22 protein-coding genes are annotated in these 17,527 nt (G+C 63.1%); all 22 read right to left on the reverse strand.

From position 1 onward, the window contains the following. The coding region (locus tag ACEQXE_RS11765) for a hypothetical protein (RefSeq protein ID WP_370179565.1) at positions 1 to 613 on the reverse strand (613 nt) is incomplete at its 3' end. Between the two features lie 221 nt (positions 614 to 834). Next, the gene (gene rimK / locus ACEQXE_RS11770) at positions 835 to 1,740 is read right to left on the reverse strand and encodes a 30S ribosomal protein S6--L-glutamate ligase (RefSeq protein ID WP_370179567.1); all 906 of its coding nucleotides are present in this window, start codon (positions 1,738 to 1,740) and stop codon (positions 835 to 837) included. A gap of 22 nt (positions 1,741 to 1,762) precedes the next feature. Further along, positions 1,763 to 2,206 (reverse strand): ATP-dependent zinc protease, encoded by a 444-nt coding sequence (locus tag ACEQXE_RS11775; protein ID WP_370179569.1) that lies wholly within the window; start codon positions 2,204 to 2,206, stop codon positions 1,763 to 1,765. A gap of 37 nt (positions 2,207 to 2,243) precedes the next feature. After that, positions 2,244 to 4,091: a M2 family metallopeptidase gene (locus ACEQXE_RS11780; RefSeq protein ID WP_370179570.1), complete on the reverse strand. Its 1,848-nt coding sequence runs from the start codon at positions 4,089 to 4,091 to the stop codon at positions 2,244 to 2,246. Positions 4,092 to 4,163: 72 nt separating this feature from the next. Then, entirely contained in the window at positions 4,164 to 4,682 is a 519-nt protein-coding gene (locus tag ACEQXE_RS11785; protein ID WP_370179572.1) for a hypothetical protein, read from the reverse strand. Then, positions 4,679 to 5,434 (reverse strand): alpha/beta fold hydrolase, encoded by a 756-nt coding sequence (locus tag ACEQXE_RS11790; protein WP_370179574.1) that lies wholly within the window; start codon positions 5,432 to 5,434, stop codon positions 4,679 to 4,681. Before ACEQXE_RS11790 ends, ACEQXE_RS11785 begins: the two co-directional genes overlap by 4 nt. Then, positions 5,431 to 5,880 carry a GFA family protein gene (locus tag ACEQXE_RS11795; protein ID WP_370179576.1) on the reverse strand — a complete coding sequence of 150 codons (450 nt, stop codon included), beginning with the start codon at positions 5,878 to 5,880 and terminating at the stop codon, positions 5,431 to 5,433. Before ACEQXE_RS11795 ends, ACEQXE_RS11790 begins: the two co-directional genes overlap by 4 nt. Beyond that, positions 5,877 to 6,521, reverse strand: a complete 645-nt coding sequence (locus ACEQXE_RS11800; RefSeq protein ID WP_370179578.1) for a 2-hydroxychromene-2-carboxylate isomerase — start codon at positions 6,519 to 6,521, stop codon at positions 5,877 to 5,879. Before ACEQXE_RS11800 ends, ACEQXE_RS11795 begins: the two co-directional genes overlap by 4 nt. Positions 6,522 to 6,525: 4 nt before the next feature. Then, entirely contained in the window at positions 6,526 to 7,116 is a 591-nt protein-coding gene (locus ACEQXE_RS11805) for a hypothetical protein (RefSeq protein ID WP_370179579.1), read from the reverse strand. 53 nt (positions 7,117 to 7,169) lie between these two features. After that, positions 7,170 to 7,574 (reverse strand): hypothetical protein, encoded by a 405-nt coding sequence (locus ACEQXE_RS11810; protein WP_370179581.1) that lies wholly within the window; start codon positions 7,572 to 7,574, stop codon positions 7,170 to 7,172. Positions 7,575 to 7,612: 38 nt separating this feature from the next. Then, a complete protein-coding gene (locus tag ACEQXE_RS11815; RefSeq protein ID WP_370179583.1) occupies positions 7,613 to 8,638 on the reverse strand; it encodes an aspartate-semialdehyde dehydrogenase in 1,026 nt (341 codons plus the stop codon). 73 nt (positions 8,639 to 8,711) lie between these two features. Beyond that, complete coding sequence (locus ACEQXE_RS11820; protein WP_370179584.1) at positions 8,712 to 9,539, reverse strand: DUF5694 domain-containing protein; 828 nt, start codon at positions 9,537 to 9,539, stop codon at positions 8,712 to 8,714. After that, a complete protein-coding gene (locus ACEQXE_RS11825) occupies positions 9,536 to 11,773 on the reverse strand; it encodes a DPP IV N-terminal domain-containing protein (protein WP_370179586.1) in 2,238 nt (745 codons plus the stop codon). The genes ACEQXE_RS11820 and ACEQXE_RS11825 overlap by 4 nt, the downstream gene beginning before the upstream one ends. A 205-nt stretch (positions 11,774 to 11,978) precedes the next feature. Beyond that, positions 11,979 to 12,377, reverse strand: a complete 399-nt coding sequence (rplS, locus tag ACEQXE_RS11830) for a 50S ribosomal protein L19 (protein WP_370179588.1) — start codon at positions 12,375 to 12,377, stop codon at positions 11,979 to 11,981. Between the two features lie 2 nt (positions 12,378 to 12,379). Then, positions 12,380 to 13,213, reverse strand: coding sequence for a tRNA (guanosine(37)-N1)-methyltransferase TrmD (gene trmD, locus ACEQXE_RS11835; RefSeq protein ID WP_370179590.1), 834 nt, complete (start codon positions 13,211 to 13,213; stop codon positions 12,380 to 12,382). A 133-nt stretch (positions 13,214 to 13,346) separates the two neighbouring features. Beyond that, positions 13,347 to 13,682, reverse strand: a complete 336-nt coding sequence (locus ACEQXE_RS11840) for a hypothetical protein (protein ID WP_370179592.1) — start codon at positions 13,680 to 13,682, stop codon at positions 13,347 to 13,349. A 163-nt stretch (positions 13,683 to 13,845) separates the two neighbouring features. Next, positions 13,846 to 14,190, reverse strand: a complete 345-nt coding sequence (locus tag ACEQXE_RS11845; RefSeq protein WP_370179594.1) for a hypothetical protein — start codon at positions 14,188 to 14,190, stop codon at positions 13,846 to 13,848. Between the two features lie 53 nt (positions 14,191 to 14,243). After that, positions 14,244 to 15,071 (reverse strand): TIGR04222 domain-containing membrane protein, encoded by an 828-nt coding sequence (locus ACEQXE_RS11850; protein WP_370179595.1) that lies wholly within the window; start codon positions 15,069 to 15,071, stop codon positions 14,244 to 14,246. Between the two features lie 25 nt (positions 15,072 to 15,096). Further along, entirely contained in the window at positions 15,097 to 15,660 is a 564-nt protein-coding gene (locus ACEQXE_RS11855) for a hypothetical protein (protein WP_370179597.1), read from the reverse strand. 40 nt (positions 15,661 to 15,700) lie between these two features. Next, positions 15,701 to 16,378, reverse strand: coding sequence for a DUF5818 domain-containing protein (locus tag ACEQXE_RS11860; protein WP_370182873.1), 678 nt, complete (start codon positions 16,376 to 16,378; stop codon positions 15,701 to 15,703). Positions 16,379 to 16,511: 133 nt separating this feature from the next. Further along, entirely contained in the window at positions 16,512 to 17,027 is a 516-nt protein-coding gene (gene rimM / locus ACEQXE_RS11865) for a ribosome maturation factor RimM (RefSeq protein WP_370179601.1), read from the reverse strand. A gap of 9 nt (positions 17,028 to 17,036) precedes the next feature. Further along, on the reverse strand, positions 17,037 to 17,522 hold the full coding sequence (gene rpsP, locus ACEQXE_RS11870; RefSeq protein ID WP_370179602.1) for a 30S ribosomal protein S16: 486 nt from the start codon (positions 17,520 to 17,522) through the stop codon (positions 17,037 to 17,039). Between the last annotated feature and the right edge of the window lie 5 nt (positions 17,523 to 17,527).

The raw sequence follows: 17,527 nt of genomic DNA on the forward strand, positions 1-17,527 counted from the left end.
GCCGCCAGCAGACATGATTCTGGCCGTCGGCATAATCACTCCTCATCCGGGCACCCGCCGTAACCAGGTCACCCGCTGCCCCGGCCTTGTCTCCGCCCTGCTTGCGCGCGTCTGCCCGCAGCAGATAACCGACCGCCGATTGCGTATCCTGCTGGATCAGTTCGCTGGCAAGCGTCTCGACAGCTGCCACGCCTTGCGTCTCGGTCATAGCCTCGGCGAACATCGTGAGCTCGCTCATCGCCAGATAGTTGGATCGAAGATCGGGCCTGATCGCATCGACGACGCAGGCCCATTTCTTTGCGTCGTAGCAAATGCCTGCAAGCAGTGCGTCGCGCTGATACCGGTAGTTTACCGGCAGGCTTTCGCGCGTGAGAGAGGTAAGCCGCTCGACCTGTTCGTCGACGGTGAGCGTCCTGCTTTCGAAATTGATGATCGCGTAGCGGAGCATCGCCGCATCCTCGCCGCCGTAGCGTGCGCTGCCCAGCAGTTCGCGGCACTTCGCCAGCGCGGCGGCGACGCCCTCATCGGTTCCGTCGCTAGTGAAACACGGCTCCAGTGCTTCGTTCGGCTCCCAGTCGGTGGCCTGCGCTGCACCGGGCGATGAGAAAGCCATGCCTGTCGCCATCGACACAATGGCAATTATCCGTTTCAGCCTGGGCACCTGAACTCTCCCACAACAGAATATCCCCGGGAAGTATCTCCAGAATGCAAAACGGAAAAGCGAAATGTAATCGTGCCTGGGCCGAGCGCATCTGGCTCACCTGTCGTTATAAGCGACACTTGCTCTCGCGCTATCGGCCTTTCCGTTCCCGTCCGGCCTGAAATTTCGAAGCGCTACCCCGCGCCCTTCGTCTTGGTCGCGCCGATCTTCGCGTGGCCTTCGATGAATTCGATGATCTGACCTGCGATATCCTTGCCGGTCGCCGCCTCGATGCCTTCCAGTCCGGGCGAGGAATTCACTTCCATGATGACCGGCCCGTGGTTGGACCGCAGCATGTCCACCCCGCACACGTTCAGGCCCATGCGCTTGGCCGCGCGCACTGCGGTGCTGCGCTCCTCGGGCGTAATCTTGATCAGCTGAGCACTGCCGCCACGGTGCAGGTTGGAACGGAAATCGTCCGCCGCGCCGGTGCGCTTCATCGCTGCGACCACCTTGCCCCCGATCACCAGAGCGCGGATATCCGTGCCGCCCGCTTCCTTGATGAACTCCTGCACCAGGATGTTCACATTGGCCCCGCGAAACGCCTCGATCACCGACTTCGCGCTCGACATCGAGTCCGCCAGAACCACCCCGATGCCCTGCGTCCCCTCCAGCAGCTTGATGACCACCGGCGGGCCCTTGACCGCGCGGATAATCTCCTCCGCCTTCTTTGGATCGTTGGCATAGGCGGTCAGCGGCAGGCCGAGGCCGTGCTTGGCGAGGATCTGCAAGCTGCGCAGTTTGTCGCGACTGCGCCCGATGGCGACACTCTCGTTGAGTGGCCAGCAGCCGCGCATTTCGAACTGGCGCAGGATGGCGAGACCATAGTTCGTAATCGAGGCGCCGATGCGCGGGATCACCGCGTCGAAGCCGATCGCGGGCTCCCCATCGTAATAGACCTCTGGCCGGTGGCTCGCGATATGCACCGTGCAGCGCAGGGTGTTGAGCCACGTAATTTCGTGCCCGCGCTGTTCCGCTGCCTCCATCAGGCGCTTGTGCGAATAGAGGTTGGGATTGCGGGCGAGCAGTGCGATTTTCATGGTGTGGTCCTTATGGCCCTGATCAAGGCTTGTGGCCTTTCACGGGTTCCCGGCCGGGGGTCTGGAGCCAGGAATTGCCCGAATCGACCAGGAAACGGCGACGCAGTGCACTCCTCCCTATCAGCATCGGGAACTTCATGTCGCTACGATCTGCAAGGCTGATCTCGGCGCGAAAGGTTTCATCCCCCAGGGTAAGCGGGGTCTTGATGACATAGCGCAGCTGGGTCTCGCCATTCGAGCTGGTGATACCGCGCACATCGACATGCACGGCCTCGCACACCTGCATCACGCGGCTGCCCGGAAAGAACACCTCGAACCGGACGAACTTCTCTCCATCGCGCTTGAACTCGTCGAGCACGATGCCGTGCAGCGAACTGGTGCGCGCGCCGCTGTCGATCTTCGCAGGCACGGCCTTCAACCCCAGTTCGGGCAGGTCGACCAGTTCGCGCCATCCTACGGTGATCAACGGGCGCTGCCCCCACGCTCGGTCGCCGTGCGATCCGTCACCATCCGCTGGGCTGACCGGCGTTCTGTTCGTCCAGCCATGCCTTCAACGGCGCGAAGTACTCCATCATCGCCTTGCCGCTCATTTCTCGGGTGCCGGTGAAGGCCTCCAGCGCGTCGGGCCAGGGCTTGCTGGCACCCATTTCGAGCATGGCGTTCAGCTTCTCGCCCACGTCCTCATTCCCGTAGAATGAACAGCGGTGCAGCGGACCCTCCCAGCCCGCGGCATCGCATGCCGCCTTGTAGAACTGGAATTGCAGGATGCGCGCGAGGAAATAGCGCGTGTAGGGCGTGTTGCCGGGGATGTGGTATTTCGCGCCCGGATCGAAGGCGTCGGCAGGGCGCTCCACCGGCGGGGTGATGCCCTGGTACTGGCGCTTCAGGTCGTGCCACGCGACGTTGTAGTCGCCTGGCTGGATCGACCCGTCGAACACGCCCCAGCGCCACTTGTCGACCAGCAGGCCGAAGGGCAGGAACGCGACCTTGTCCATCGCCTGTCGCAGCAGCAGGCCGATATCCTTGTCGGCGCCGGGCACGTCTTCGCGGTCCAGCATGTCGATCTGGACGAGATATTCGGGCGTGATCGACAGTGCGATCATGTCGCCGATGGCCTCATGGAAGCCGTCGTTCGCGCCGTTGAGATGCAGGAATTCCTGCTCCTTGTAGGCGCGCTGGTAGTAGTTGTGGCCCAGTTCGTGGTGGATGGTGATGAAGTCGTCCGCGTTGCGCTTGATGCACATCTTGATGCGGATATCGTCCTTGTTGTCGATGTCCCAAGCAGATGCATGGCACACGACTTCGCGATCCTGCGGCTTCACGAACTGACTGCGCTCGTAGAACGTCTCGGGTAGAGGCTCGAACCCAAGCGAGCTGAAAAACTGTTCGCCCACCTTGACCATATCGACCTCGGACAGCCCCTTCTGCTCGATCAGTTCGGTCAGGTCGTAGCCGATGTCGCCGGCGCCTTCGGGCGCCACCAGCGGGTAGATATTGCCCCATTCCTGCGCCCACATATTGCCTAGCAGGTCGGCACGGATCGGGCCGCTGGCGGGCTGGATATCGTCGCCGTATTTCTCGTTCAGTTTGCTGCGAACATAGGTGTGCAGCGACTGGTAAAGCGGTGCGACTTCCTGCCACATCCGCTCCAGCTCTTCGGAGAATTCTTCCGGCGGCATGTCGTAGCCCGAACGCCACATGGTGCCGACATTGTCGAATCCCAGCTCTGCCGCGCCTTCGTTGGCAATCTCGACCATGCGGGCATAGTCTTCCTTCATCGGCGCGCCGACATTGGTGTGCCAGCTGGCCCACATCTCGGCGAGTTCCTCTGGTGTACGGTCCAGATTGCCCATCTCGGCTTCGATGTCGGAGCCGTTGATTTCCTCGCCGTTCAGCGTGCCCTTGCCCTTGCCGTACTGACTGTTGAGGCTGGTCGCGATCTCGTTCAGTTCGGTGGCGGCGCCAGCCGTGGTCGGCGCAGGCAGGACGATGCCGTTGCGCAGCATATCCAGTTTGCGCTTCACCTCAGCGTCGAGACCGTCAATCTCCGCATATTTGGCCGCTTCGAGCGCATAGTTCACGCTCATCTCGGTGCCTTCCGCACCAAACTGCGCAGCCAGTGCGTCCGTATCCGTGGTGATGTAGGTCGCGTTGACCCAATAAACCTGGCTGGCGCGGACGGTGTAATCAAACATCGTCTGTTCGACCATCGCGACCCAGTCCGCCGCGCCCTGTGGAGTCATCGAATATTCGGCCCGCGCGGTCTCCGTTTCTTCATGATGATCGGCGAGCGCGGGCGTGGCAATCGTCGCGGCAGCAAGCGCGGCGAGAGAAACGGAAAACAGCTTCATGCGGGGACCTCTCCGGATCGGACGGGAATATCGTTATTCGTGCTATCGGATTGCACCTGCCGCGAAGCTTAATCAAGCGGACGATGGAGCAAAGCGGCGGATTGCGAGTGCAGCAATCACGCCGAGAAAAGTGACGATCCAGGCCACGGTCTTGATCGGACGGACGGTCGCAGCAATGCCTGCCAAGCGGTCCGAACCTTCATCGCGGAGCAACTGAAACAGCTGGAGCAGCGTCTCGGTGTAGTCGGTCAGCAGGAAGATCATCGCGGCGATGGCCACCAGGGCACCGATGATCCGCAGCAGTCCGCCCAGCGCCATGAAACTGCGCCCGGCGATCCAGCTGCCCCAGCCATAGATGCCGATGAAGACAAGGTCCCCCAGCATGGCGACAATCGCCAGCGGACGCCTCCCGGCCGCACTCCATTGCGCCTGGATCTGGTCTACCCGCGCTGCACTGCCCGCAGACTGGTGGTCGACGATGCCAAGAGTCACATTGTCGGGAGCGGAAACCGCGTAGGTGATGGCAATGACCACGGCGAATGCCACCAGTCCCCACAGCCACAAGCGCAGTTTCGGCCCCGCAGCGCTCATTGTGGCCGCCCCAGCCACTCGGTCATCGCACGGCCAAGGTCCGGCTTGGTCACACTGCTCATATGCGTGCCTGGCACCTCGACATAGTTCGCGTCCGGAAGGCGCTCGGCCAACTCCTGCGCGGAGCCATTATCGCGGTCCTCGTCCCCGCACACCACCAGCGTGGGGCAATCAATGTTGACGAGTGCCGAGAGCGGCAGGTCTTCCATCGTATCGAGCAACAGGCGCGCGGCGACCCGATCGACCTTCTGGGACTTGAGGAACTGCATTGAGAAAAAAGCCGGATCGCCCTTCGGGATCGCATCGAACTCGTCGATCACCCGGCGGAAGTACGCGGCGCGTTTCTCCCATTCGCTCAGGCCGTCCACGCCCATCCCGCCAAGGATCAGGCGCTTCGGCGTGAGCTTGCCACTCGCGACGCCGTGGATCGCGGTTCGCGCGCCCAGCGAGAAGCCGCCGAGGTCATAATCGTCCAGCCCGAGGTGTTCGACCAGTGCGACCACATCCTTCACCAGCACGCCAGCGGGGTAGCCCTGCGGATCGTGCGGCGCCTCGCTCTCTCCGTGTACGCGGAAGTCGAGCATCAGGACCTCGTATCCCTGCTCGGCAAGGGCGTCTGCATGGCCCCACTTGATCCAGTTCATCTGCGCGCTGGAAAACAGGCCGTGCAGCAGGACCAGCGGCCGGCCCTTGCCTGTGCGATGCAGGGCGAGCTTCGTACCGCCGAAGCCAGCGAAGTGCGTATCCATCATTCGGGCACCGCCCCCGTGGCTTCGATCCAACGGTCGCTCAAAGCGGTATGTTCGGCCAGGGCCTTACGCGGCAGTGCGGATGTATCGACCCAGGCTTCGTGGATCTTCTCCGAGGCGAAATGCCAGTGCGGCTCTATGCCATAAGGCTCGTCCAGACTGCCGAGCGTGATATCCATGTTTTCGCCTTCGATGAATGCAAAGCCTAGCGGCGTCCCGCAGTGTGAACAAAATGGCCGCCGCGCGATGGGCGAGCTGCCATACCAGTCGGGCTCGCTCTCCCACGCCATGTCGCACTTGGGCAGGCCGATAAACGCAATCGACACACCGCCCGTCGCGCGCTGGCACATGCGGCAATGGCACAGGTAGGCCTGCGCAGGATCGATCATGGCCGTGTAGCGCACCCGCCCGCACTGGCAGCCACCGGTTTTCGCGACCTTTTCGCTCATCGCTGTTCGAGCCCCTTCTGCTCCATTCGCCACTTCACCATTTCGATACGATCCTGTCCGAAAAAGGGTTCGCCATCGAAAACGAGTGTAGGCACGCCCCAGTGGCCTGCATCTTCGAGCGCATGCTGATTGGCAGCGATTTCAGCGTCTAGCGCGTCGGCTTCGCTTTCGATTTCGCTATCGAGCGCGTCGAGATCGAGCCCAACGCGCTGCGCAGCGCCTGCCAAGTGATCGCCCTCGTGCCAGTTTTCCGCGCCGCCCCAGATGAGCTGACCCGCCTCATGTGCGAAGGCTACGCCCTTGCCCCGCCGCGCGGCGGCCTGCCCCAGCCGGGTGATGCGTTCAATGAAGGGCTGTTCGGCGGCAATCCTGCGTGTGCTCACATCCTGCACGATCGGGTCGGGCCGGGGCGCGCCGAAGGGAATGCCGTGGAACTGCGCCACGCGGATCATGTCGCGCATCGTGTAACCGAGCCAGTTGGGATGGTTGCGCTCGAAAAAATCGGGCTCGCGCACTGCCAGTGGCCAGACCGGGCGCAGTGCGATGTCGACCGTGTGGCTTTCCATCAGCGCGCGATAACGCCCGATCGCGAGGTAACTATAGGGCGACCGAAAGCTGAAATAGAGCTCTGCCGACAGCATGATCCTAGCGGAAATTGCAGGCGACGCCGCCCCACAACACCGCAACCTGGTTGTCCTCCACCAGACCCGAGACCAGCATCTCTTCCCCGCCGAGCAGGAACTCCTCGCCCAGCGTGCTTTCCTCGTATGGATCGTAGGTCGGCAGCTTCTTGAGGTCGGCCGCCGCCATGCCCAGTGTGACGCCCTGCGGACCGCTGAAACTGGCGCGTTCGCTCGGCCCGTTGACCGACCAGCCGACGAAGCGATCGTCCTGGAAGTTGGCCACGAACTGGTCGAACGTCGCGAAGGTGATCCTACCCGCACCACACTCTGCATTGGTCGCATATTGCGGGCCGCCGAACACCATGGTGAGCGCGCCGATCACTTTTTCCTCGCTGTCGCCGAAGTTGAGGACGGTCGCATCGCCGCCTGCCTCGGGCGCGGCGATCACCAGCCCGTCGGGCAGCAGGTCGATCGGCCGGTTGGCGGGCGCATTCGGCGCCTGCGCGGCGATCTGCTCTTCGGTCACCGGTTCGGCAGGCTCGTCGGCCTGCTGGCACGCGGCGAGCGCGATAGCCGCCGCGCCGATCATTGCGAAACCGATACGCATCCTCATGTCACTCTCCCCGGAAATCTGTCTGCGCGAACAGTGCCCCAGCGCCGTGCGCTTCACAAGCTGTCGTCGCGATCCTTATCGGGCGGGCGCTGGTCGATGATGACCGATCCCGGCTGCGGATCGCGCGGGGGTGTGTCGTGCCGCGCACTTTCCGTCGTATCGCGCCACGACCCGTCGATGGTCTCGCCTCCAGCGCCGAAGCCGCCCATTTGCCCGCGGACGCTCGCCAGCCGTTTCATCAGGAAGCGGCGGAACAGCAATGGCACCAGCAGCGACAGCGCGGCGACCGGCACCGCAATCCACCACAGCCAGTCGAGCCAGTCGACCAGCCGTGTCAGCGCGAAGATGATCGCGAAACCGATAACCCAGCGGATTGCCCAGCGCCGTATGAGCCGCCCCATGAAGGCCGATGTCTCGCGCTCGATCTGGTCGAGCGACTGATCCATCTGGGCGCGCATCTGCTCGGTCTGTTGGGGATCGGGGCCGAGAATGGCGATCAGCCCTTCTTCAGGTGGCGACGGCCCAGCAGTTCGGCAATCTGCACCGCGTTGAGCGCGGCGCCCTTCCTCAGGTTATCGCTGACGCACCACAGGTTCAGCCCGTTCTCCACCGTCGGGTCTTCGCGCACGCGGCTGATATAGGTCGCACCGTCGCCTGCGCTTTCAACCGGGGTGATGTAGCCGCCATCCTCGCGCTTATCGATCAGCATGCAGCCGGGTGCCTCGCGCAGGATATCCTGCGCGGCCTCTGCCGAAAGCTCCCGCTCGAACTCGATGCTCACGGCTTCGGAATGGCCGACGAACACGGGCACGCGCACGCAGGTTGCAGTCAGCTTGATCTTCGGATCGAGGATTTTCTTGGTCTCGACCACCATTTTCCACTCTTCCTTGGTCGATCCATCGTCCAGGAAAACGTCGATATGCGGGATCACGTTGAACGCGATCTGCTTGGTAAACTTACTCGGCTCCACCGGATCGCCGACGAAGATCGCACGGCTTTGCTGGAACAGCTCGTCCATGCCTTCCTTGCCCGCTCCGGAAACCGACTGGTAGGTGCTCACCACCACGCGCTTGATCGTCGCGGCATCGTGCAGGGGCTTCAAGGCCACCATCAGCTGCGCGGTCGAGCAGTTCGGGTTCGCGATGATGTTCTTCGCGGTATAGCCGTCGATCGCGTCCGGGTTCACCTCGGGCACGATCAGCGGCACGTCCGGGTCCATCCGGTAGTGCGAGGAATTGTCGATCACCACGCAGCCCGCCGCCGCGGCCTTGGGTGCGTATTCCTTGGCGATGCTGCCCCCTGCCGAAAACAACGCGATGTCGCACCCGGAGAAGTCATAATGTTCAAGGTTCTTGCACTTGAGCATCTGGCCTGTGTCGCCGAACTCGATCTCGGTGCCCTGCGAACGCGAGCTGGCCAGCGCGACCACCTCGTCGCACGGAAACTCGCGCTCGGCGAGCACCTGCATCATTTCGCGCCCGACATTGCCCGTCGCGCCGACAACGGCGACCTTGTAGCCCATCAATTACTCCTGTGTATCGCCCGCCACATGGGGCGCAGGCGCGCTTCTGGCAAGACGCGCAGTGCCATGCGGTTCAAGAACCGCGCGGCAGGTAATCGAGGATACCGACCGGGCATATCGCAGGATCTTCCGCAGCGAATGCATTCAGCAACCACGCGTGACCCTGCCCGTATACGACCAGCACCTTTTCGCCGGGCTTGGCCAAAGCCTGGATATTCGCGAAAATGTTCAGGTTGGTTCGGTACCACTCGCTCACCAGATCCGGCCCCGGTCGCTCCCCTCCCGAAGGATCGGCAGTATCCGCGAAAGCGTTGAGGCCCATGTATGTGCGGTGGTTCGCCAGCATGGCTTCGGGCGTGTTCAGGTACCGAAAGGTAGCCGGAAGCCCGCCCGAAGCGAGCGTCTCGTCAATCCGATCGAGCATGGACCGCGCATCGTCGATGATCGCCTGGTATTCGCCAGTGCGGCCGGTCTCATCGGCAAAAGCGACCACCTGTTCGAGCGGGAATTCACCCTTGTACTGGACATGATCGAGCCCGGCGTGGCCGAGCTTGCGGGCAAGGCGAAACCCGATCTGGTCCGTCTCTTCCGCAGTCAGTTCGTAGTCGCCGGCAAGATAGGCAGCGTAGCGCCTGTCCAGTTCGGACTGATCGTAAGGGCGTTCCACCGCAATGCGCGTGGGTGCGAAAGTCGCGAGTGCGGTGGCTATGGCCTCGAGTTCGGCCTGACGTTGCGGAGCAAGCTCATCGTCGTCCTGCTGCGTGAGCAGGTTCTGCGTCGAGACGAAATGATGCACCCCAAGGATCGCAACCTGCGCCTGTTCAGGCCCACACGTATCTTGCGCGCGGGCCTGCGAGGCCATGAATGCCAAGGCTAGGCCAAGATAGGCGAGCGTCCTCATTCGGGCGGCGTCACTCCATGGCTTTCGAGGAAGCGGAAGATCGTGTTCCACAGGTGCGGGCTGATATTCTCGCCCCCCACGCGGTGCGTGTATCCGGGATAGAGCATCATCTCGAACGGCACGTTGCCTTCCTGCAGCTTCGAAATCAGCTCGGACGAATTTTCGAACACCACGTTATCGTCCGCCATGCCGTGGATCAGCAGCAGCGGGTCTTCGATCTTGCCGGCGTCGGGGATCGCGCTCGCCGCATCGTAGGCTTCGGGCACCTCGCGCGGATCACCCATGTAGCGTTCGGTGTAGTGGGTGTCGTAAAGTTCCCAGCGGGTCACCGGGGCACCGGATACGCCCGCAGCATAAAGCCCCGGATCGGCCTGCAACTGCTTCAAGGTCATGTAGCCGCCATAGGACCAGCCGTAGATCGCGATCTTGTCCGGATCGACGAAGTCGAGCGTCTTGAGCCATTCGGCCCCGTCCTTCTGGTCACGCACCTCGATCCCGCCCATTGCGCGATAGATCGGCTGTTCGAAGTCGACTCCGCGATTGGCCGATCCGCGATTATCCAGCTGGAACCAGATGTAGCCCTTGTCGACCACCGCCTGCGCCAGCGCGCCGGTCCAGCCGCGGCTGACGGTCTGCGGGCCCGGGCCGCCATAGTGCGAGAAGAACACCGGATAACGCTTGCCCGGCTCCATCTCAGGCTTCAGCATCATCCAGTGCAGGTCGGTGCCGTCCTGCGCCTTTACGGTGCCGTATTCGGGCATGACATGGCTGGCGAGGAAAGGCGTGTAGGGATGGTCGGCATCCAGCGCGTTCTCTTCCACCCATGCCAGACGCTTCCCGTCCGTATCCGCGAGATAGCTCTGCGGCGGCTGCGTGTCGGAGGATCGACCGATCAGCAGCGTCTGGCCCTTGCTGTCCATCGATGCGCCGTTGGAATAACCGAGTTCGGTCAGCCGGACGGGCGCCGCCTTGCCGTCGACGGGCATCCGGTAGACCTGCTGTTCCAGCACGCCCTCGGTCGCCCGGAAATAGAGCAAGCCTTTGCCCTCATCGACCCCCACCAGCGAGGTGACCGGCTCCTTGCGGTCGGTCAGCTTGGACCACTTGCCGCCCTTGAAACGGTAGAGATTGCCGATCCCGTCACGCTCGCTCCACCAGATCAGCGAGCCGTCTTTCATGAAGTGATAATTGTCGGACAGGTTGATCCAGTAGTCGTCGCGCGCCGCCATCTCGGTGAACCAGACGCTGCTCTTGCCCGTGGCCGGATCGACCTTGAGCATGTCGAGCACGGTCTGTTCGCGGTTCTGCCGCTGGACATAGAGCGAACCGTCGGGCGCCCAGTCGACGCGGGCGAGATAGATGTCGGTCTCCTCACCCAGGTCCACTTTCACGCGGTTCTGGCCATCGGGGTCCATCACGTAGAGTTCCACGATGGCATTGTCCGTGCCCGCCGCGGGATAGCGCTGGTCGTAAACCTTGGTGCCGGTCGCGCCGATGGCCGCGCGGGTGACGATGCCCACCGGGCTCTCGTCAGTGCGCTGCACGGCCAGCCGCGTGTCGTCCCCGTTCCACCAGTATCCGGTGAGCCGCGCCATTTCTTCCTGCGCGACGAATTCCGCCTCGCCCCAGCGGATCAGTTCGCCTTCCTTCGGCGTGATCGGCGCGGCATCGCCGCCGACCTCACCGACCCACAGCTGCCGGTCGCGCACGAAGGAGACATATTCGCCCTCGGGGCTGAGCTTGGGGTTGAGTTCGCTTTCCTCGGTATCGGTCAGCCGGGTGACGGTGCCATCCAGCTTCGCGAGGTACAGATCGCCATCCAGCGGGACGAGCACGCCCGAACCATCGGCGTTCCACTGATAGGTAATGATGCCCTTCAGGCTGCCGACCCGTGCACGCTCGCGCTGCATCTTCTCGTCTTCGGACAGTTCGCGGCCCGAACCCAGCTTCTCGCTGTCGACCAACATGGTCCATTCGCCGGTTTCGCGATCATATCCCCACAGGTCGTAACGCTCCCGATCGTCCTCGCGGTTGCGCAGCAGCGTCAGGTAGCGGCCGTCGGGCGAGAGCTTCGTCTGACGCGGGCTGGAACCGTTCAGGCTGGGACTGGCAAATACGCGCTCAAGAGTGAGGTCGCCGCTTTGAGTGGCTTCGGTCGTCATGTCTTCGCTTTCCTGCGCGGCAAGGGGTGATGCAAGTGCGAGAATGGCTGCGGCAGCAAGCAGATGGCGCATCTGGTCATTTCCTCTCAATCGTCATCGCGAGCGCCCGGTCTGGTCGCACCGCGATCCGTTTAAGGTTGCCGCCCCTGCAGGCCGACACCCCGTGGTTAAGTTGTCGCGGCAACTCCTCGCAATGACGAGCAGAAATGGCAAGGCGCAACGAAAAAGGGCGGCCCGATCGGACCGCCCTTCGTGTGATTTGCTGTGAGGCCGAAGCTTACGCGTCGGTCTTTTCACCCCCCTTAGCACCTTGGAGCGGGCGGTTATCGCGACGTTCGGCGATACGCGCGCTCTTACCGGTGCGGCCACGCAGGTAGTACAGCTTCGCACGACGCACGACACCGCGGCGGACCACGGTGATCGAGTCGACGATCGGCGAGTAGAGCGGGAAAACGCGCTCCACGCCTTCGCCAAAGCTGATCTTGCGCACGGTGAAGTTGGAACCCATGCCGCGGTTCGAACGCGCGATCACCACACCTTCGAAGTTCTGGATACGCTCGCGCGTACCTTCGACGACCTTCACGCCCACGCGCACGGTGTCGCCGGGGCGGAATTCCGGAATATCCTTGCCGAGATTTTCAATCGCTTCGGCTTCGAGCTGCTGGATCAGGTTCATGCCTAATCGTCCTTCGTTTCTCGCTGCGCGCCAGAGGCAGGCTGGACCGGAGCACCAGTATGGCGCTCCCACAAATCCGGCCTGCGTAACCGTGTCATCTCTTCGCTCATGGCTTTCCGCCATGCCGCGATCTTCGCATGATCCCCCGATCGCAGCACTTCGGAGATCGTGCGCCCGTCCCATTCCTGAGGTCGGGTGTAGTGCGGATACTCGAGCAGGCCGTCCTCGAACGACTCCTCGGTCCCGCTTGAAGCCGCGCCCATTACTCCCGGAAGCAGCCGAATGCAAGCGTCGAGTATCGCCAGCGCGGCAGGTTCTCCGCCGGACAGGACGATGTCGGCAAGCGACACTTCCTCGATCTCCGGTCGCGCCTCGAACAGCCGCTCGTCGAAGCCTTCGAACCGCCCGCAGATGATGGTGACGCCGGGCCCTTCCGCGATCTCGCGGATGCGGCCTTGCGTGATCGGTTTCCCGCGCGGCGTCATCGCAAGGATGGGGATTGCCCGTGCCTCCCCCTCCACGCTCGGGGAGGGGGTTGGGGGGAGGGGCTGGTCCGCGGGAAGCCCCCCTCCCAACCCTTCCCCCTGAAGGGGTGAGGGCTCTTGCGTCACGCTATCCAGCGCCGCCGCCAACACATCGCACTTGAGCACCATGCCCGCCCCGCCGCCAGCCGGCGTATCGTCGACCGTGCGGTGCTTGTCGGTCGCGAAATCGCGGATCTGCACGGTGTCGAGCGACCACGCGCCTTCCTTCAGCGCGCGACCGGCAAGCGAGACGCCCAGCGGGCCCGGAAACATCTCAGGATACAAGGTCAAGACAGTAGCTGCGAAGGTCATTTCAACAATCCTCCCCTCCCTTGAGGGAGGGGATCGAGGGGTGGGTGTGCGACGCCTTAGGCCAATGCACGCCCCTCCCCAACCCCTCCCCGCACGGGGAGAGGCTTATAGAAAACAAGTCTTCGGCCGACGCTCATTTTCGCGAATGGAAGGTGAATGCGGCGACCAAAATGCAAGCAACCACGAGCGCTACGTAGATCGGAAAGCCATACACCAGCATCCCAAGAGGCCCCATATATCCCATATCGCCATACTCAGCGCGATGGCGAGCCAACTCGATCGCATCCCAAATGATGAAATAGCCGAAGATCACGGCCATGGGCGCGGTTGCTGCCACGACGAAACGCACTGGGCTCACCACACTTTCCAGCCGCGACCTCAGTAGTCGCGCCATGCCGTATGCGGTCCCCAGTGCCAGCACTGTCGGAACAGCAAATGCCAAGACGTAAAAGTCGTCTAGCTCTCCCATTCCACCCCATCCCTCGCCCGCGTATCCACCCGCAAGCCGAACATATCGGGCTGCATATGATAGTTTGCGTAATCGAGACTTACGAAGTTACTCAACCCCAGCGATCCGAGCCACGGCGGCTTCCGCCGATAGATCGACCCGCGCGGAATTTCAGCAGCATTACTCAGCAGCGGATTGAATATCCGACTGTCCCATCCTCATTATAAATGATCACCTTTCCCCGGCTGACGGGTTCGACCATGAATGAGCTCGCGCTCGTACCGCTGCCAAAGGTAAGGACATTACCGTCAAGCGACCAGGTGCTTGTTCCCCCTCCCGGAGCGGTGAAGGTGCCATCGGCGCTCATGGTCAGCCGTTCCAGCGAGCAATCCTCGCTATCGACCCATTCACCCACGAAATAGCTGCTCGTAAAAGGATAGGGCCGATCGCCTGAGGATTCCTGCGCGTATACAATCGGCGATGAAAAAAGAGCCACACTGGCGAGGACTGGATAAGCAAGCGTTTTCAACTTCGTATTCTCCCTGTCTGAACTGCAAAACAGGCCGAGACGGCCTCTTCCCGTCACCCTCCGCAACCGCCGCAGCCACCGCCACCACAGCCCGATCCGCCGCCATCGCCTCCGCCGTCACCGGCGTAGCCTGCATCGCCGCCGCCGCCATGGCGCATCGCGTGGAGCGGATCGTAGGGCGTTCCTGCGAGCACGGCAGTACCGAAGATCGCTACGCCCAGCGCCATCTGCTCATTGGTCGGCGCGCGCTTCAGCCCGACATGCTCCTGTCGCGCTTCCTTGAGTGCGCGGTCACCCGCTCGCGTACGGCGGAACCCCGCAAGCAGCCGCCAGACGACGATCACCGCGCCCAATGCGATCAGCACGCCGAGCACGCCGACCGGCTCGCCCAGATCGCGGCCCGCATCGAACCGGTGCAGCCCGAACAGGATGATCACGATCAGCGGGACGACCGATAAGGCGCGCACCTTGAATGCCTTGCCCGGCCCATCGAGCAGGCCAGCCGCGCGAAGCGTATCGCGATCCGTCTCGTACCCGCTGTCTATCGCACGCACGAAGGTTTTCCAGTCGAACCGGTCGCCGAGCGACATCAGCCGCGTTTCGGCGCCTCCGCCCTCTGCCTGCCTGTCGCGCACATGGAATGTCTTGCCTTCCAGCTCCAGCCTTCCCGAAGCCAGCAAGCCGGACATGACCGACTCGGCGTAGCGGGATTTCCCGCTCGCCAGCGCGGCATACTGCCCGGCAGTCTGGGGCACGCCCGGTTCGCCTGCGGGGCGGAACAGCATCGGCACGATCACCGTCATCAGCCAGCCGAACACCATCATCGCAGAGTAGATGACGAGGAATTCACCAGCATCGTATGCCGACAAGCCGAGATCCATTACGCGTCCCTCCTTATTGGCCTACTCATGGGCCTCCCCACAGGATCGCCGCAGCGATAAACGCGGCGAAGGCTAACGCGATCGCGCCGCCGAGACCATAGGCTATCGGGCGCGGCAGGATAAGGGCGTCCGCCGGGTTCACTCGTACCGCCTTGGGATCGATCACGAAGCGCCGCCGTGCGTCCGGCCAGATGTCGAACGGCGCGGGTTCGCCGAAATGCTGTGCGTACGCGGCGAGCGTCTGCGCGTACTGGTCGTAATACCGGGTGCGCTCCTGCGTGCCGCCCGCAGTCGGCCCGTGGTGCAGCGGCATGTGCAGGACATGCGGGCAGAAACGACCCCAGTAGTCGCGGCTATAGGTCAGGTGCAGGTGCCATGCATGATCGACCGCATCGGACGGCGTGACCTCGTGCCCGGCCTCGCAGGCGAGCCAGCAGAACCGCTTGTATTCGGTGAGCACGCGCGCGGCATAATCCGCACTCCAGCGGTTCTCCCGCGCCAGCCGCTGCGCGAAGGAGAACGCGGCATCCTCCGGCCCGATCTCGTAATCGACCAGCCGTTGCCACAGTTCGGTGTTTTGCGCATCCATCGCTTGCGATTATCGCGCAGGCGGACGGTTCAAGCCAGCGTCAATCGGCGCATTTGACGAACACGACCCCGTCGCCTTCGATCCTGTGCCCGGCCAAAGTAACACTATCCGCCCCTTTTGCCGGTATGACCGCCAGCCCGTCAGGGCCCCGCGTTTCGATCGGCAGGGTTGGCAATGGTTCGTCCCACTGCAGTGCGGGCGTAGGCCCTACATCGACCACGCCGGTCTCTGGAACGCCATTGATGCGCGTTTCGATAATACTCATGCCGCGCGAGTTGGGCGTGACATCGAAATCGGGCTTGGCGCAATTGGCCTTTAGCCCTTTTGCAACCCAGCTGCCCTGCACGTATTCACTGGTGACAGCCAGACCGCCTGCCCGCGCGGGATCGCGATCGCGGGCGGGCGGATCGATTTCCTCGATCCACTGCGGGATCAGCGTCCCTTTGCCCTGCTGGCAGAAGCTCGCATCGGCGACCTCGCCGCGAATACTGACGTAGTCGCCCGGTCCAAATTCGGCTTCGCCCGGATTGAAACTCCAGACATCTCCATCAGGCGTTTTCAGCGTCAGGCATTCGACGCCATGTGCGATCCGCCCTTTGACTGTCACAAGGTCTGCCTGCCCCGCCGGACGGGTACCTGCACCCGGCGTGTCGGACCCGCGATCGTCGATCAATGCGCTGTCCGATCCCGGTGGCTCGTCGTCGGGGGCCTGCTGCACGGGCTCGGCGCAAGCTGCAAGTACCATCGGTGCGAACAGAATGGCGGTGGTTGTCTTGAACGTCCTCATACCCACCCAGCGTGCCGGGCGAGCATGATGTTCCGAGAAAAACCGCCACAGGGCGGACGCCCGATCAGCGGTCGACGAACTCCGTCGCCACTACTAGCCGCGTATCGTCCCAGTCGGGAATAGCCGCCGGGATCAGCGGGACCATGAAGGTCTTCGGACCCTTCTCCGGGACGGGATCTTTCGCGATCTCGACAATGTCGGTCGCGCCGTAATTTGCGATGTGGACGACGGTCCCGATGGCAATGCCCTCTGTCGTGACCATCGGCAGCCCGATCAGGTCGGTATGGTAGAATTCGTCGTCGCCAAGCGGAGGCAACGCCTCGCGCGGGACGGTCAGCACGGTGCCCCGCAGCGCCTCTGCCGCGGTGCGATCCGGCACTTCGGCGAAGCGGGCAATAGCTCCGCCCTTGTTGTCGCTGCGGATCTTGGCGGGGGTCAGCGCGCTCCCAGGCTCATGGGCATTGAATACCTTGTGGCCTTTCAGCGCGTCGACCCCGTCGCCGAACAGTTTCAGGCGGACCTCGCCCGTCACGCCGTGCGCGCCGACAATGGCGGCAAGCGTGACGGGGCGATCCGCCATGACGAGAGCTTAGCCCTCGGCCTTTTCTTCGCCAGCTTCCTCTGCGGGCGCTTCTTCCTTGGTTTCTTCGGCCGGAGCTTCCTCAGCTGCAGCTTCTTCCACCTTGGTTTCTTCTTCCGCCGGTGCTTCCTCGGCAGCCTTCAGTGCTTCGGCGGCTTCAGCTTCCTTGGCAGCCTTTTCCTCGGCGCGTTCCTTGGCCTTCTCGCCCGGCTCGGCCTTGTTCGGGTTGTTGCGCGCCGCACGCTCGCGGATGCCGGCGGCATCGAGGAAACGGGCCACGCGGTCGCTCGGCTGCGCGCCGACGCCCAGCCAGTACTTGGCGCGGTCTTCGTTCAGCTGGACGCGCTTTTCGTCGTCCTTGGCGAGCAGCGGGTTGTAGGTGCCGATCTGTTCGAGATAGCGGCCATCGCGCGGGTAGCGCGAGTCCGCCGCAACGATGCGGTAGTAGGGGCGCTTCTTGGCGCCGCCACGCGAAAGTCGAAGTGCAATAGCCATTTTGG

Source organism: Alteriqipengyuania sp. (assembly GCF_964222115.1).
In the GTDB taxonomy this organism is placed as follows: Bacteria; Pseudomonadota; Alphaproteobacteria; order Sphingomonadales; family Sphingomonadaceae; genus Alteriqipengyuania.

Coding starts and splice junctions, on each gene's coding strand:
- rimK (WP_370179567.1), bottom strand. CDS start 1,740: ATGAAAATCGCACTGCTCGCCCGCAATCCCAACCTCTATTCGCACAAG.
- ACEQXE_RS11780 (WP_370179570.1), bottom strand. CDS start 4,091: ATGAAGCTGTTTTCCGTTTCTCTCGCCGCGCTTGCTGCCGCGACGATT.
- ACEQXE_RS11785 (WP_370179572.1), bottom strand. CDS start 4,682: ATGAGCGCTGCGGGGCCGAAACTGCGCTTGTGGCTGTGGGGACTGGTG.
- ACEQXE_RS11790 (WP_370179574.1), bottom strand. CDS start 5,434: ATGATGGATACGCACTTCGCTGGCTTCGGCGGTACGAAGCTCGCCCTG.
- ACEQXE_RS11795 (WP_370179576.1), bottom strand. CDS start 5,880: ATGAGCGAAAAGGTCGCGAAAACCGGTGGCTGCCAGTGCGGGCGGGTG.
- ACEQXE_RS11800 (WP_370179578.1), bottom strand. CDS start 6,521: ATGCTGTCGGCAGAGCTCTATTTCAGCTTTCGGTCGCCCTATAGTTAC.
- ACEQXE_RS11805 (WP_370179579.1), bottom strand. CDS start 7,116: ATGAGGATGCGTATCGGTTTCGCAATGATCGGCGCGGCGGCTATCGCG.
- ACEQXE_RS11810 (WP_370179581.1), bottom strand. CDS start 7,574: ATGCGCGCCCAGATGGATCAGTCGCTCGACCAGATCGAGCGCGAGACA.
- ACEQXE_RS11815 (WP_370179583.1), bottom strand. CDS start 8,638: ATGGGCTACAAGGTCGCCGTTGTCGGCGCGACGGGCAATGTCGGGCGC.
- ACEQXE_RS11820 (WP_370179584.1), bottom strand. CDS start 9,539: ATGAGGACGCTCGCCTATCTTGGCCTAGCCTTGGCATTCATGGCCTCG.
- ACEQXE_RS11825 (WP_370179586.1), bottom strand. CDS start 11,773: ATGCGCCATCTGCTTGCTGCCGCAGCCATTCTCGCACTTGCATCACCC.
- rplS (WP_370179588.1), bottom strand. CDS start 12,377: ATGAACCTGATCCAGCAGCTCGAAGCCGAAGCGATTGAAAATCTCGGC.
- trmD (WP_370179590.1), bottom strand. CDS start 13,213: ATGACCTTCGCAGCTACTGTCTTGACCTTGTATCCTGAGATGTTTCCG.
- ACEQXE_RS11840 (WP_370179592.1), bottom strand. CDS start 13,682: ATGGGAGAGCTAGACGACTTTTACGTCTTGGCATTTGCTGTTCCGACA.
- ACEQXE_RS11850 (WP_370179595.1), bottom strand. CDS start 15,071: ATGGATCTCGGCTTGTCGGCATACGATGCTGGTGAATTCCTCGTCATC.
- ACEQXE_RS11855 (WP_370179597.1), bottom strand. CDS start 15,660: ATGGATGCGCAAAACACCGAACTGTGGCAACGGCTGGTCGATTACGAG.
- rimM (WP_370179601.1), bottom strand. CDS start 17,027: ATGGCGGATCGCCCCGTCACGCTTGCCGCCATTGTCGGCGCGCACGGC.
- rpsP (WP_370179602.1), bottom strand. CDS start 17,522: ATGGCTATTGCACTTCGACTTTCGCGTGGCGGCGCCAAGAAGCGCCCC.